The 13,539-nt window shown below is 60.1% G+C and carries 12 protein-coding genes; 1 reads left to right on the top strand and 11 read right to left on the bottom strand.

Annotated elements, in window-relative coordinates; genetic code table 11:
- Nucleotides 1-17 precede the first annotated feature (17 nt).
- The 6 genes from E2F43_RS04140 to E2F43_RS04115 all read right to left on the bottom strand — a co-directional run bounded on the left by E2F43_RS04140 (nucleotide 18) and on the right by E2F43_RS04115 (nucleotide 6,241).
- Nucleotides 18-302 (bottom strand): hypothetical protein, encoded by a 285-nt coding sequence (locus E2F43_RS04140; protein ID WP_133209823.1) that lies wholly within the window; start codon nucleotides 300-302, stop codon nucleotides 18-20.
- A 171-nt stretch (nucleotides 303-473) separates the two neighbouring features.
- A complete protein-coding gene (ald, locus tag E2F43_RS04135) occupies nucleotides 474-1,592 on the bottom strand; it encodes an alanine dehydrogenase (protein WP_133209820.1) in 1,119 nt (372 codons plus the stop codon).
- Between the two features lie 95 nt (nucleotides 1,593-1,687).
- The gene (locus tag E2F43_RS04130) at nucleotides 1,688-2,500 is read right to left on the bottom strand and encodes a M48 family metallopeptidase (RefSeq protein ID WP_133209818.1); all 813 of its coding nucleotides are present in this window, start codon (nucleotides 2,498-2,500) and stop codon (nucleotides 1,688-1,690) included.
- Between the two features lie 267 nt (nucleotides 2,501-2,767).
- A complete protein-coding gene (locus E2F43_RS04125; protein WP_133209816.1) occupies nucleotides 2,768-3,856 on the bottom strand; it encodes a Rieske 2Fe-2S domain-containing protein in 1,089 nt (362 codons plus the stop codon).
- Between the two features lie 148 nt (nucleotides 3,857-4,004).
- Nucleotides 4,005-5,321, bottom strand: a complete 1,317-nt coding sequence (locus E2F43_RS04120) for an NTP/NDP exchange transporter (RefSeq protein ID WP_165954189.1) — start codon at nucleotides 5,319-5,321, stop codon at nucleotides 4,005-4,007.
- Nucleotides 5,321-6,241: an aldo/keto reductase gene (locus E2F43_RS04115; protein WP_133209814.1), complete on the bottom strand. Its 921-nt coding sequence runs from the start codon at nucleotides 6,239-6,241 to the stop codon at nucleotides 5,321-5,323. Before E2F43_RS04115 ends, E2F43_RS04120 begins: the two co-directional genes overlap by 1 nt.
- A gap of 200 nt (nucleotides 6,242-6,441) precedes the next feature.
- On the opposite strand from E2F43_RS04115, the gene E2F43_RS04110 reads away from it, so the two are divergent.
- Nucleotides 6,442-7,236, top strand: coding sequence for a TonB-dependent receptor (locus tag E2F43_RS04110; protein ID WP_133209812.1), 795 nt, complete (start codon nucleotides 6,442-6,444; stop codon nucleotides 7,234-7,236).
- Nucleotides 7,237-7,265: 29 nt separating this feature from the next.
- On the opposite strand, the gene E2F43_RS04105 is transcribed toward E2F43_RS04110, so the two are convergent.
- From E2F43_RS04105 to E2F43_RS04085, 5 genes are all read right to left on the bottom strand, one after another.
- Entirely contained in the window at nucleotides 7,266-8,471 is a 1,206-nt protein-coding gene (locus E2F43_RS04105) for a TAXI family TRAP transporter solute-binding subunit (protein WP_165954188.1), read from the bottom strand.
- Nucleotides 8,472-8,508: 37 nt separating this feature from the next.
- Nucleotides 8,509-9,204, bottom strand: coding sequence for an outer membrane beta-barrel protein (locus E2F43_RS04100; RefSeq protein ID WP_165954187.1), 696 nt, complete (start codon nucleotides 9,202-9,204; stop codon nucleotides 8,509-8,511).
- A gap of 23 nt (nucleotides 9,205-9,227) precedes the next feature.
- Complete coding sequence (pbpG, locus tag E2F43_RS04095) at nucleotides 9,228-10,067, bottom strand: D-alanyl-D-alanine endopeptidase (RefSeq protein ID WP_133209806.1); 840 nt, start codon at nucleotides 10,065-10,067, stop codon at nucleotides 9,228-9,230.
- Nucleotides 10,068-10,158: 91 nt separating this feature from the next.
- Entirely contained in the window at nucleotides 10,159-11,163 is a 1,005-nt protein-coding gene (locus E2F43_RS04090; protein WP_133209804.1) for an NAD(P)H-dependent glycerol-3-phosphate dehydrogenase, read from the bottom strand.
- Between the two features lie 9 nt (nucleotides 11,164-11,172).
- Nucleotides 11,173-13,518 (bottom strand): glycerol-3-phosphate 1-O-acyltransferase, encoded by a 2,346-nt coding sequence (locus tag E2F43_RS04085; RefSeq protein ID WP_133209802.1) that lies wholly within the window; start codon nucleotides 13,516-13,518, stop codon nucleotides 11,173-11,175.
- Between the last annotated feature and the right edge of the window lie 21 nt (nucleotides 13,519-13,539).

Below are 13,539 nucleotides of genomic sequence, written 5' to 3'. Positions count from 1 at the left end.
GAAAGCGGGGGAAGGGTTCAGTTACCCCTGATTTTCCTGTCCACCTCGTCAGCTACCTTGTCGCGAACATCGTCCTCGATGTCGTCCCAGTCTTTATCGTCTTTTTTGTTTTTGTTTTTGTTTTTGTCCTTGCTGCTTTTGTTCTTTTTGTCCTCGTTCTTGGAGGTCATTTCCTCCTTGTGCTGTTCCTTCTCGCGCGCTGTGGGCTGGCCACCCTCACCGGCCCACTTGGGCTTGTCTGCGAGAAGTGGAGGGGCAATGCTGAGCAGTAGTACGACACTCAATAGACGTGTTAGCTTCATGGGCAATCTCTTTAAGTAATTCACAGCGGGAAACACTGGTTGGACCAGGGCGGGGCCTGTTGGTTCATTGATGACGCCGGCGCCAGAGCCACCGGGGGCGGCTCAGCGTAACCCTGCAGCCTATCCGTCTCCCTGCATATCCTGCCCAGCGTCACTGGTGAGCGCCAGTTGTTAAATCCCCAGTACCTGCTCGGCGGGGGTGTAGTCATAGCCCAGCACATCGGCGACGGCCTTGTAGGTAATGTCACCGCGATGGACATTGAGTCCGTGGCGCAGGTGTTCGTCATCCGCCAGTGCCTGCCGGTAGCCTTTATCCGCCAGTGCCAGGGTGAATGGCAGGGTGGCGTTGTTGAGGGCAAAGGTCGAGGTGCGGGCCACGCCGCCGGGCATGTTGGCCACGCAGTAATGCACAACACCCTCTTCAACGTAGGTGGGGTCCTGGTGGGTGGTGGCACGGCTGGTCTCGAAGCAACCGCCCTGGTCGATCGCGACATCCACAACCACCGAGCCGGGGCGCATCTCGCGCAACATTTCTCGGCTCACCAGCTTGGGTGCTGCGGCACCGGGCACCAGCACTGCGCCGATCACCAGGTCGGCGCCGGTGACATGTTTCCACAGGGATTCACGGGTGGAGTAAATGGTGTTGAGCATGCAGCCGAACTGGAAATCCAGCTCCTTCAGCCGATCCAGGGAGCGGTCCAGCACGGTGACATGTGCCTCCATGCCCATGGCCATGCGAATCGCGTTGGTGCCCACCACGCCGCCGCCGATCACCACCACGCGCGCGGCTTCCACGCCTGGCACGCCGCCCAGCAACATGCCCGAGCCACCCTTGTGTTTTTCCAGCGCGTGGGCGCCAGCCTGAATGGACATGCGGCCCGCCACTTCGCTCATGGGAGACAGCAGGGGCAGGTGACCCCTGCGGTCGGTAACGGTTTCATAGGCGATGGCAATGCAGCCGGATTCCTTCAACAGCCGGGTCTGCTCGGGGTCCGGGGCGAGGTGGAGGTAGGTGAACAGGACCTGCCCCTCGCGCAGCATGCGGCATTCGTTGGGCTGGGGTTCCTTGACCTTGACCACCATGTCTGCGCGCTGGAAAACCTCCTCGGCGCTGGCGACGATTTCAGCGCCGGCGGCGCGATACAACTCATCGGTAAGGCCAACACCTTCCCCGGCATTGGTTTCGACGATCACCTGGTGGCCATGATGCACCAGCTCCTCTACAGAGCCCGTGGTCAGGCCGACGCGGAATTCCAGGGTTTTTATTTCTTTGGGTACACCTACCAGCATGACTAGTCTCCAGAATTGGCGGTTCACAATCCGGCGAAGTGTCACCTAATCCCAGGGCCATTGCGACTACTCTAAAGGGGTAGTGCAGGTGCGTGTTAGCGGACTATCTCCACCGGCGCCACCGGCGCCATTCGACCATCGGGATTGAGCCCGCGCATTTCCGCAATCATTCCTGCCAGCTGTGCTTCCCGGTTCCCCGGGGCCGGGTGGGTACTCAAAAACTCGGGGGGCGCGGAACCACCGGACCTGGCCATTTTCTGCCAGAGGGTAATCGCGGCATCGGGTTCATAGCCGGCGAGGGTGGCCAGGCGCATACCCAGGTGGTCCGCTTCCAGCTCCGCTGTGCGGCTGTTGGGCAACTCCAGTGCGATCTTGGCGGCCGCTGCCGCGCCCATCATGGCGGCGCCGGAATTATCCGAGGCAACACCGACCGCGACCACGCCGAGGGAGGTGGCCATGGCCCGGGACATGCGCTCGGCGGTGTGGTTGGCCAGGGCGTGGGAGATCTCGTGGCCCATGATCTGGGCAAACTCGTCATCGGTCAGCTTGAGCTTGTTGAACAGCCCGGTATATACCGCCATGCGGCCACCCGCCATGCACCAGGCATTGACCGTTTCCGGGTCGTCGATAATGGCAACACTCCATTCCCAGTTGGTCGACTGGGGGTACTTCTGCCGGGCCACGGTAACCAGCCGTCCGCTAATGGTCGCGACCTTGTCCACCAGCTTTGGGTCATCCACCAGTTTGTTTTCCTGGTCCAGCTGGCTCACCGTACTGAGGTAAGCCTTCTTCGACTCAACGATGGCCGCTTCCGGGGAAATCAGCATCAGCTGCGAGCGCCCGGTGGGGCTGGTGGCGCAGGCGGGCAGCAGAGTCAGGGCAAGGAGGGTAAGCAGCAGTTTTCTCATGGTCGGGTCTGTCAGTGGGCCGGAGGATGTATTCTAGCCGCAGGGATTGGGCTGCGGGAGTTTTTTTGGCTTGCGCTGGCGCCCCGCTGCTGTTTCAGCCGGGACGACCATCAGGGTAGTAGACTCTTTTTATGGACGGGAGTTTCAGTGGGGAGCATATCTGGCATATTTGGGGTCAGAGTAAAAACTCGTCCTTGAACCGCCTGTGCACCAGGTAGGCCCAAAGGAGTTTTTACTCTGACCCCAAATATGACTCTGACCCCGGATTTAGAAGGGGAGCCCGTCGTCAATGCTGTGATTGGCCGCGGCGGGGCTGATCATCCCCTGGGTGGGGTGGGTACCATTGACCTCCTCGCGGATCTTCGCGGCCTCTTCCGGCGTGGCGAAAAACTGCTGGTACCACTTCCTGCCAATCCTGAACGGGCCATCGGTCTTCATCTGCATGATCTTCAGTGCCGGGCGCTTGTTGGCCCAGACATTGAAATCGGCACCGAAGGCTTCCAGTGCCCCCGCCTGGATCTGGACTGCCGCCTCCACATCTTCGGCGCTGGCCGGATTGGCTGAGCCCTTGTACAGGCAACCGTGCCAGCACTGGGTCCTGCCGTCGTCCACCGGAGTGTTGGCAATCAACTCATAGACCACGGTGTCGGCCCACACCTGCTTGGACAGCAGAATGCCGGGGCCGGTGTACCAGGTCGTGGTGTACAGGTAGGTCTCGTACAACTGCATGGGGCCGCCCTGGCGCTGTACATAAATCTCGTTATTGATCTCGTTTTCAAAATACTCACTGGGCGCGCCGTGAGTGGGCCCCAGGTGGCGGCAATCCGCCATATTGTCGAGTATCTCCTGGGAGTGGATATCCAGAACGCCCAGGTGGTCCAGCTTCCAGTTCACCCACTGGGGATCGTCCCACTCCTTGAGGAAGGGGGCATCGTAGTCGGGGTCGCGGCCGTCGGGGTCAAACCAGGCCATGATGCAGCCCATGTTGTCGACTACCGGATAGGAGCGGATGGACGCGGACTTGGGGCAGGGGCCATCGTGGTAGGGGATATCATCGACATCACCGTGCTCGTTGTAGCGCCAGCCGTGGTAGGGGCAGCGGATGGAATCGCCCTCGATCTGCTCGCCGTTCTTGACGATCATGGCGCTGGTGCTGGCCGTCAGATGCGTGCCCATATGGGCGCAGTAGGCGTCCAGCATGACCGGCTTGCCGGATTCGCCGCGGTACAACGCCAGGTCGCGCCCCCAGAAACGCACCGCCAGCGGGCCGGCGTCGAGCTCTGAACTCTCTGCGACGATAAACCAGCCGCGGGGAAACTGATTGGGGCCCAGGCCGTATTCTTCTGCAGTTGCCATGATCACACCTTGCTACGATTTTGTGAGCCTGAAGTATAGCCACGGGACCGGCGCTGGGAATGGCTTGCGGGTAGTCGGCCCGGTTTCAGCCGCCTGTGGCTCAATAATTCGGACTTGTTGTGCGCGATTGTGGTGCGTGAAGCGGTGTTCAGGGGTCTGCTGGCACTGCCTGACCGGCTTCGGCTTTGCGTTTGAAGGCGCGTCCCAGTGCTATGCCTGTTCCCGCCCATAAAAATGCAATGCCGGCGCCGACACCGGCGGTGGCGGCAATACCGAGACCCAGTCCCTGGGTGAGGGCGGTGAATCCCCAGGCATTGAGCATGTCGCCGCCGCGATAAACCACGATATCGATGACCGGTTTGGCTTTGAAACGGGTTTCCCGGTCAACCGCGGTAAACAGCATCTCCCTGGCCGGCCTGGAAATCGCGTAGTTGCCCGCCCGGCGCACGATCTGCAGCAACACCACCGTGGCCACCGCGGGTGCCGCCATCAGCATCAGCATCCCCAGGCCAATCACCACGGGGACTGAGGCGAGGGTGAAGGACAGACCCATGCGGCTGGCGATTCGCCCGGTGGCGAACATGGCGATCATCAGGGTGAGGGTGTTCACTACCAGGTCCACGCTGGCCCAGATCTGGGCGCGTTCGGCGCGGCTGTAGTCCGCCATCAGGTTCTTCAGTTCGAAATAGACAAAGGAGCCGATGGAGGTGTACAGGAAAATGAACAGGCCGATGCCCAGCAGATAGGGATTACTGATGAACTCGGCAAACCCGGCGAAGGGATTGCCGCCGATGTATTCAAAATCATCCTGGCCCGCGGTAACGCCGGTATTGCCCAGGTCACTGATTTTCAGCCGCTGTACCCAGATCACCAGCGGCAGAGTGGCGATGATGGTGGCCGCGGCTATCAGCAGCAGTGGATCGGTGTTTCCCTGGCCGGCCAGCAACGTGGCCAGGGCAGGGCCGGCGATCGCGCCGACGCTGGCGCCGGCGCCGATAAAGGCGAACAGGCGGGTGGACTGGGGCTGGCTGAAGGTATCGGCCATAAAGCTCCAGAACACCGAGATATGGAACAGGCTGAACACGCTGACCCAGACATAAAAACTCTTGTCCACCAGGGTGCGGTCTTCGAGTAGCTGGGTGCCGAGATAGAACAGGGCAAAACTCAGGGCAAAAAACCCGTAGACGCCCGGTACCAGCCTGCGCACATTGATACGGGCAACGGCCGCGCCGTACAGTGATACCGCGACTGCGCTGAAAAAGAATGTGAATGTCCACAGCCAGCTGACTTCCGCGTCTGTCCAGTCGCTGGCCATGGCATCCCGCACCGGTCGCAGAATGTAGTAGGCGGCCATTAACACCAGTACCAGGGCAAAGGAGGCCAGGGTGGCCCTCACTTCCGCCTGCTCGATCTTGCAGGCGCGCCGGAGCAGACGTTCCAGCAGATTGGGGTTGTCGCGATTCATCAGGCGGGGAGCGCGTTGAACACGCGCAGCATTTCAGCCCGTTGGACAGCATCTGGCACGCGGCCGACATTGGCACCCATATTGTCCTCCATATGGTGGGTTCTGGACGTGGCGGGAATCAGGCAGGTGACCGCCGGATGGCCGAGAATGAACTTGAGATAAAACTGGCCCCAACTGCTACAGTCGAGGTCGCCGGCCACCTCCGGCAATGGCGTGTCACCTGAACGCCGGAACAGGGCGCCGCGCTGGAAGGGGCGGTTGATCATGGTGGCGATGCCGTTATCCCGGGCCAGCGGCAGCAGGGCTTCCTCGGCAATCCGATTGTCGATGTTGTAGCTGAACTGGACAAAGTCCAGGGGTTCCCTGCGCATGATGTCCAGTAGCTCTGGGTGATAGCGCCCGTGTGATGTGGTAATCCCGATATAGCGAACCTTTCCTTCACTCTTCCACGCCCTGAGGGTCGCCAGCTGGGTCTTCCAGTCGACCAGATTATGCACCGCAATCAGGTCGAAGCGCTTCACGTTCATGCGCCGGGCCGACTGCTGCATCTGGACAATGCCTTCCTCCCGGCCTTCTGTCCATACCTTGGTGGCGGCAAAAAGTGCCGGCGTCCTGTCCATATTGCGCAGTACATCACCGACCCGGGCTTCCGCTTCGCCGTACATGGGAGACGAATCAATCACTGCACCGCCACCGGTAAAGAACAGCTTCATGATCTCGGTCAGCCTGGCGATGGTGGCGGCGTCGGCACCTGCATCGAAGGTTCGCGAAGTACCCATGCCGATGACCGGCAGCAGTTCCCCGCTGCTGGGAATGGGCCGGGTGATCAGGGCAGGCGAACCGGGCCCGGCCCGGCCCAGCAGCGGTGACAGCGCCACTGCGGCGGCACCTGCAGTGAGCAGTTTTCTGCGGCTAAGCATCGACAAACTCCTTTCCGGGTGGCAGCGCAGGCGATCTAGTGTTTCAGCCCCCACTTGTGCGGTCAATAGCAGTGGCCAACGTGCCCCGCAACTCCCCCTGTTGCCGTTCCTGCTCTTCTGGACAGCGCGGGGACCATGATCTGATACCCGATTTGAGTAATTGGGACTAGACTACAGTGGCCAAGATCGGGAGTGTAGCAATGAAACCTTTTCTGACCTTCAACACAAGGACCTGTTTTACGGTAGTGCTGCTGGCGCTGGGCATTCCTGCCCAGGCGGCAGCGGATGAACGCTGGGAATTCACCCTCTCCCCGCTTTATCTGTGGGCGAAAAATATTGAGGGCAAGTCTGCCGTTGGTGAGCGCGAGACGCCCCTGGAGCTGGATTTCAGGGACGATATACTCGACAACCTCGATTCGGCCTACGCCTTTCACTTCGAGGCGCGTAAAAACAACCTGACCCTTTACGCCGAGTACAATAACGCCAAGCTGAAGCCGACCACGGTCGCCAACGTCGGCCCCGTGGAGATACAGACCGACATCGAGTTCGAAGACACCCTGTGGGAGGCGGGGGCATTGTGGGCCTTTGCGCAAAGCGGTGACTCCACCTGGGAACTGCTGGGCGCTATCCGCTATGCGGAGCATGATATCGACATGGAAATTTCACGCAGCGGCGGCCCGGGCATTGTGCCCCTGCCTGACAAGTTGCGTGCCGGGGACGACTGGTGGCAGGGTGTGGCTGGCCTGCGTTACACCTTTCATGTCACTGATCGCTGGAGCTGGCGACTGCGCGGCGATTACGGTTATGGCGACAGCGACAATTCATCCCTGCACGGGGCCGTCTTCCTCAATTACCGATTCAATGACTGGGGTTCAATCTTCGGAGGCTATCGTTATCTTGACACCGACTATGACAATGGCCGCAGTGCGACCGGCGGTTATGTGTTCGACGGCGATCAGCAGGGACCGGCACTGGGTCTGAACGTTTACTTCTAGGGCCGGCGGCCGGGCCGCCTGCTCGACGGTCAAGGCTGGCGTTCACGAATCTCCTGTCGGGTCCGCGCCAGCAGGTCGGTGAAAATCCTGAAGCTCTCATTGGCCGAGAGTTTTTCCCTGATCAGGGATTCGAAGGCTTCCCGTTCGATATCATCCAGCATTTCCAGTTTTTTCCCGGCGCTGGCATCACCCATGCCGTCCCTCACCTCGAACACCCGCCGGTAGAATACGTCAACGCGGTCCTTTTTCCTGTGGTCACGCCAGCGGGCGAAGGCGAGAAAAGCCGATATCAACAGGAAGGAGACATACACCAGCATGTTGATGGTTTCGGCATAGCGTTCGATAAAGCCCGGATCATCCCGTTCCAGATAGGCGCGTGCTCCCCGGTGTAAGGGGAAGTTCAGGTCCAGTGGGTCGAAGGATTCATTGATCCCTGCAAACAGGTGCGGCGCCATCGAGGTCAGCCTGGGTTTCTGCACCAGGAAGGTTCGGGTCAGTTCGTAGATGGTTGATTCCGGCACCTGTTTGCGGGTAACCAGCAGCGTATCCACGGCTACGCTCAGCAGCGATTCCTCGTTGCCGGGCAGGTCGTAGGTCAGCGCCGGGATCACCTTGGGTCGCATACCGGGGGCGTTATAACCAATCCCTTCTTCGTAAAATTTGCGCCGCGGGTTGAGACTGGCGCCCAGCGACACCATCGCAAAGCCCTCGCGCAGCCAGGCGGTATTGCCCGGGTTGATGGGGCCGAAATAAATAATGAAGTCGGTGTCGTTTTCCTCGAACACCGGGGTCACCCGGTACTGTCCCGGCTCGAAACCGTCCCGTTGCATGACCAACTCGACGAAGGTTTGCCCCGCCGATGAGCGATTGGCGACGTAGAAATTGGCGTTTTCCAGTGTCCTGTGCGGGTTGTCTTCGAAATAGGTCTTGCGGACGGCGAGGTGGAGCACGCTCTCAAAGGTGGGAAGTACCGCGCGAATGCCGGGCCTGAATGGCACGTTATTTTCCACCAGTGCCAGATCAGCCCTGTTCTCGGTCAGGGCCTGCAGCGGCCCCATGTTTTCGGGTACCTCAGCGAGCTCGAACCGTACCGATGAACGCTCCTCAATCGCACCCTGCAGAATCTCGGGCTCTATCTGCCGGTTGTCGGTAATCATTATCCGCAGGGCTGAACCGCCGGGGTCGCAGGCGCTCAGCAGGAAAACAGCCAGTAGCAATAGGGCCGGGCCAGCCATTTTTTTTACGCCGGGGCTATTCATTGCCGGCCCTGGCTTACAGCGCCTGGCTGTAGGTGAGGACGAACTGTGGTCCGCGTATATCCAGGTCGCCGACGGTGTCTTCGAAGTCCATTTCAGCATTCAGGTAGCGAAGGCTCAGGCCCACGTGCTGCCCCGGGCTGTACTGGTAGTCGATCCCCGTTCTGCCATAGAAGCCGAAGGCAAAGCTGGAATCCTTGTCCTTGCCGTAGTCGAGGTCGTCGCTGCCGTTGGCGATATGGTCACCCTCCACCCGGTGCTGGCCATACATGATCATCGGTCCTGCGGCGGCGTAGAGCGACACATTCGGTCCCATGTAGCCGCGAACGTAGCCCCCCAGGTGTAACTCCCCCAGGAACAGGGAGTTGTCAAACTCGAAGCGGATATTGGCGCCGGTGTCGCCACCGATAGTGCCCGATACCCGGGTGTCGCTGTTTTTCCAGCCGATGCTGCCCCCGGAGTTCAGGCCCCACTTGAAGTAATCGGTGACAAAATACGTGTACTCGGCCTCGACGCCGCCGCTGGGGATCGCCGAGGGGAAACTGATGTCCACCGGGTTCCCCTCCAGGTCTTCCCACTCGCCGCTCTGGTCATCCAGCATCAGGCTGCCAAAAAATGCCTGCACCAGGGGCGGGAACTCCTCCTGCTCTGCCTGTGACAGCAGCGGCAGGCAGAGGGCAAACAGGCAGCAGACTAATCTGGATCTGGGCATCGGTGTTCCGGGTGCGCTCATCGTCAGCTGTTGGCCAGCATCCACTTGCGCAGGCGATTGGAGTCGCCAAAGGGAGTGAGCTTGCCAAAGGAGTTGAGCAGCACGATGGAAACATCCTCACCTTCTATATTCGCCTGCATGACCAGGCAGCGGCCGGCCTCGTTGATGTAGCCGGTCTTGCTCAGTTCGATATCCCAGGTGGCATTCTTCAGCAGCCGGTTGGTATTGCCATAGGTCAGGTGGCCGCGACCCCGATAAGGGTAGACGTCCAACCGGGTTTTGGTGCTGGCCTCGGTAATCAGCGGGTATTCGTCAGCGGCGCTGACCATCCGGGCCAGGTCCGCGGCGGTGGAGACGTTCTCCGCCTTCAGGCCCGCCGGGTCGGCAAACCGCGAATGCGTCATACCCAGCGCTTTCGCCTTGCGATTCATATGGGCGACAAAATTGTCCATGCCGCCGGGGTAGGTGCGTCCGAGAGCCGTGGCTGCACGGTTTTCCGAGGACATCAGTGCCAGCAGGAGCATTTCCCGGCGACTCAGGCTGGCACCGTACTCCAGTCGCGAACCGGTGAGGCGGACAAGATCCCGGTCTGCTTTGGTGATGGTGATTTTCTCGTCCAGGGGAATACCCGAGTCCAGTATTACCATGGCGGTCATCAACTTGGTGATAGAGGCAATGGGCCGGACGGTGTTGACGTCCTTGCCATAGATGATATTGCCATCGTCGTCCAGCACCAGTGCGGAAGCTGATCTCAGCTCCGGGTTGCCGGGAAGACCGGTGAATTTGGAAGTGCCGGCGAAAGCGTCGCCGATTGTCGCGGCATACAGCGCCGCCAAGACAATAACTGACTTTTTGATGCCCATGGTCTCGTGTCCCGCTATTTTTGCCATCCCCGTACCGGGTGACAGTTTTATAGGGACCAATTCTGCCCTAGAACCGTAGCCACCGCCAGCTTCAACCGGGTTCGGATTCTGCCCCCGCCTCCACGCGTAACAGCCCCCTGAAGGCTCGGCTGGCGGTGGCATCGCCCGCCAGCACGCGGGATACATCCGATGCAATAGGCATTTCCACGCCGTGTTCATCTGCCAGTGCCATGACTGCCGGAGCACTTTTGGCGCCTTCGGCGACCATGGTCATCTCCTCAATAATCTCTTCCATGCTGCGGCCTTTGCCCAGTTCTATGCCGACGTGGCGGTTACGGCTCTGGGGGCTGGTGCAGGTAGCGATCATATCCCCCATGCCCGCCAGGCCAGCGAATGTTTCCGGCTTGCCGCCCATGGCGACTCCCAGCCGGGTGATTTCCGAGAGTCCCCGGGTGATCAGTGCCGCTCGGGTATTGTCGCCAGCGCCCTGGCCGTCGCCCATGCCCACCGCAATGGCGATAATGTTCTTCAGCACGCCACCCAGTTCGCAGCCGATTACGTCGGTATTGGTGTAGACCCGGAACAGGCCACTCTTGAACACGCTCTGCAACTCCTGGACGATGATTTCGTCTTCCATGGCAATAACGCCGGCAGCAGCCTGTCCGGACATGATTTCCCTGGCCAGGTTGGGTCCGGTGAGCACGCCCACCGGGTGACCGGGCAGTACTTGCTGGATAATCTCGGTCATGCGCATCCGGGTGGCCAGTTCCAGGCCCTTGGTCAGGCTGATGATGGGCACCCAGGCGCGGATGTGCTGCTTGACCTCCCCCAGCACCGAGCGAAAATTTTGCGAAGGAATACCCATGACCACGACGTCGGCATTCCTTACCGCCTGGCCGATGTCATTGGTCGCCCGCAGTCGATCGACCAGCCGGAACCCGGGCAGGTAGCGCTCATTGCTGTGCCGGGTGTTGATTTCCTCCACCGTGTCCGGATTACGGGCCCAGAGAGTGACCCCGGTGTTTCGTGCCACCAGCGAAGCGACGGTCGTGCCCCAGGAGCCACCGCCCAGTACCGCGATATTAAGTGCATTCATGCTGATTCCTCAGGGCGCAGCGTTGCGGTTGGCAACACCAATGGCCCGTATTATATCGATTCGGCGCAGCAGTTCCCGCAACTCGCGGGCAAGGTCCAGCCGTTCGGCCTTCAGCGATTCCCTGCCGCCTTCCGTCAGGTTGCGGCTCTGCAGCATTTTATAACCGTTTTTGAATAACAGCTTGCCGATGGACGATTCGCTGGAGATCCTGCGCTGCAGATAGGCCTGGCGGCCATATGTCAGGGCCTCATTCACGCATTCGTCCTCCTCCAGCGACTCGAAGGGTTCTTTGCGGGCCAGCATGGAGGCCACGACTGAGTAGGCCTCGGCATAGGTAAGCAGGGTGACATGGGCCACCAGTGGCGTCATGTTATTCAGCATGGCGCCGAAACCGGCAGACCCCTGCCCCAGTACCTCTTCCCACTCGGGACTGTAACGCGATATTTCATCACGTATTTGCTGGTGGAACTCCTCGCTGGGGGCATAGAAAAATTCGAACTTGAACAGGTCCCGCAGGTGGTCAACCTCAGACCAGAAGGCCTGTAGCGCATCTTGCTCCGACTGTTCACTGGCCTTGAGCAGGGCCAGCTCGATAATGGCCTTGTTGACGAAAAAATGGATGACCGTGTTCCGGTAGTAGCTGGCCACGGGATGTTGATTCAGGCCAATGCCGTAGACGACCTCCGGACCTTCGTCGTAACGGGTGACGATGTTTTCATCGATCATGATACCCAGCAGGCCTTCCATCTGGTCGGCGAAGGAGCGATTGAAGTCTTCGGAGATGCGCAGGTTGCGGGTTTCCGCCCAGTGCAGCAACGCGTTCAGGTCATTGATAACCTCTTCCTCGGTCAGTGCCTTGGGGGCCGCCCCGAGCAGGCTCATTGTCACCAGCGATGGGAAGGTGATGGGCGTGACATGGTTGGCCTCAACCGCAACCTCAAAGGCAATTTTTGACAGCGCCAGGTTGTCCCCGGGCTCCGGCGCGCGCGACAGGATCACCGGCTCTCCAACATCCATGTAGACCTTGCCCATGGGGCGTGCCAGGCTGCGCACGTAGCCAATAAACCACTTCAGCGACTCGGCGCCCTTGCCTCGGCCTGTTTGTTCGGTGGCGTATTCCTCCACATCACGGATGATGTCGTAGCTGATCGAGATCGGGATGATGTGAATGTTCCTGGCGTCGGTTTCGTAGCAGGCTTCCAGCACATATTTGAGCAGCCCGTAGCGTGGGGGCATCAGTTTACCCATGCGCGAGCGGGTCCCCTCAAAGGCCCAGTTCATCGGGAAGCGTTTCTCCATCAGGTAGCCGATGTAGTAGCGCAGGGTGAGCTTGTAGAGCTCGTTATCCTGGAAGCTGCGCTTGATAAAGATGGCGCCGGCGCGGTGCAGCAGGTGACCCAGGCCCGGGAAGTTGAGATTTGCGCCGCCGAACATATGCGGCATCGGGAAATCGTTATCGTACATCACCTTGGGCACAACCATGCCGTCCAGGTAGGTTTTATGGGTCCACAACAGCATCGCCGGGTTGTTGCGCACCGTCTGCCGCAGTCGTTCCACCGCGGCCTGGTCGTAGACAATTTCTTCCTCATAGCCCAGCCCCAGGCAGAACGTATTAAAACGGGCGTAGACGTCCAGCCAGAAGGAGCTTGGCGTTGAAACCATTTCCTTCATGTAACCGGCGGCTTCTTTCAGCAGTTCCTGCTTGCTGCGACCCTGCTCGTCGGCCAGTCGCTGCACCTCCCGGTTGTAATCTCCGTTGGCCATAATGGTGGCGGCCACATGCCGGGGTACCTTGTAGCGGCCCCCGCGGACCTGGCGCTCGCTGATATCCAGCACCACGGCGGCCTGGCGGGCAACAAAATTGGCGAATTCCTCCTGCGCCGACTCATCTTCCACCCGATGGTGGGCTTCGAAGCGCTGGCGCAGATTGGCCACGGTGTCGGGCGTGCCGGCAACGAGATGCACTCGCTCGGGGTGTTCTTCAGCGATGGTCCTGGCGCGCCGCGCCGATGGCTTGCGCGGGTCGCCGGTGACCAGATAGCGCAGCCGCCCCAGGGTGATGGCGCTACCCTCGGCGTCAGTCCAGACAACCCGCAAAGGGGTGATGATGGTGTCGTCGGGCAGGGCCAGCGACATGACCAGTTGGCCGCTGTCGAAGCCCGTGCGTTCATCCTTCAGGTCAATACAGACCTGGGGGGCATCAAAGGCATTATTGTCCCGGGTGCCGTGGTGATTTATCCAGCCCCGGAGGATTTGTTCCTCGGTGCTGTTACGTACATCGAGAATGAACAGGACTTGTTGTTCATCCCGCGCTGGCCACGGATTATTATTTTGGTAGTTCTGCTCCAGATTCAAATCGGCTCCTGATGTTGGGAG

This window comes from Seongchinamella unica (assembly GCF_004354085.1).
Lineage (GTDB): Bacteria > Pseudomonadota > Gammaproteobacteria > Pseudomonadales > Halieaceae > Halioglobus > Halioglobus unicus.
This window is presented reverse-complemented; position numbering and strand designations above follow the sequence as displayed.

What these genes read in the sequence shown, in the direction of transcription:
- E2F43_RS04140 (WP_133209823.1), bottom strand. Translation starts at nt 302, where the DNA reads ATGAAGCTAACACGTCTATTGAGTGTCGTACTACTGCTCAGCATTGCC.
- ald (WP_133209820.1), bottom strand. Translation starts at nt 1,592, where the DNA reads ATGCTGGTAGGTGTACCCAAAGAAATAAAAACCCTGGAATTCCGCGTC.
- E2F43_RS04130 (WP_133209818.1), bottom strand. Translation starts at nt 2,500, where the DNA reads ATGAGAAAACTGCTGCTTACCCTCCTTGCCCTGACTCTGCTGCCCGCC.
- E2F43_RS04125 (WP_133209816.1), bottom strand. Translation starts at nt 3,856, where the DNA reads ATGGCAACTGCAGAAGAATACGGCCTGGGCCCCAATCAGTTTCCCCGC.
- E2F43_RS04120 (WP_165954189.1), bottom strand. Translation starts at nt 5,321, where the DNA reads ATGAATCGCGACAACCCCAATCTGCTGGAACGTCTGCTCCGGCGCGCC.
- E2F43_RS04115 (WP_133209814.1), bottom strand. Translation starts at nt 6,241, where the DNA reads ATGCTTAGCCGCAGAAAACTGCTCACTGCAGGTGCCGCCGCAGTGGCG.
- E2F43_RS04110 (WP_133209812.1), top strand. Translation starts at nt 6,442, where the DNA reads ATGAAACCTTTTCTGACCTTCAACACAAGGACCTGTTTTACGGTAGTG.
- E2F43_RS04105 (WP_165954188.1), bottom strand. Translation starts at nt 8,471, where the DNA reads ATGGCTGGCCCGGCCCTATTGCTACTGGCTGTTTTCCTGCTGAGCGCC.
- E2F43_RS04100 (WP_165954187.1), bottom strand. Translation starts at nt 9,204, where the DNA reads ATGCCCAGATCCAGATTAGTCTGCTGCCTGTTTGCCCTCTGCCTGCCG.
- pbpG (WP_133209806.1), bottom strand. Translation starts at nt 10,067, where the DNA reads ATGGGCATCAAAAAGTCAGTTATTGTCTTGGCGGCGCTGTATGCCGCG.
- E2F43_RS04090 (WP_133209804.1), bottom strand. Translation starts at nt 11,163, where the DNA reads ATGAATGCACTTAATATCGCGGTACTGGGCGGTGGCTCCTGGGGCACG.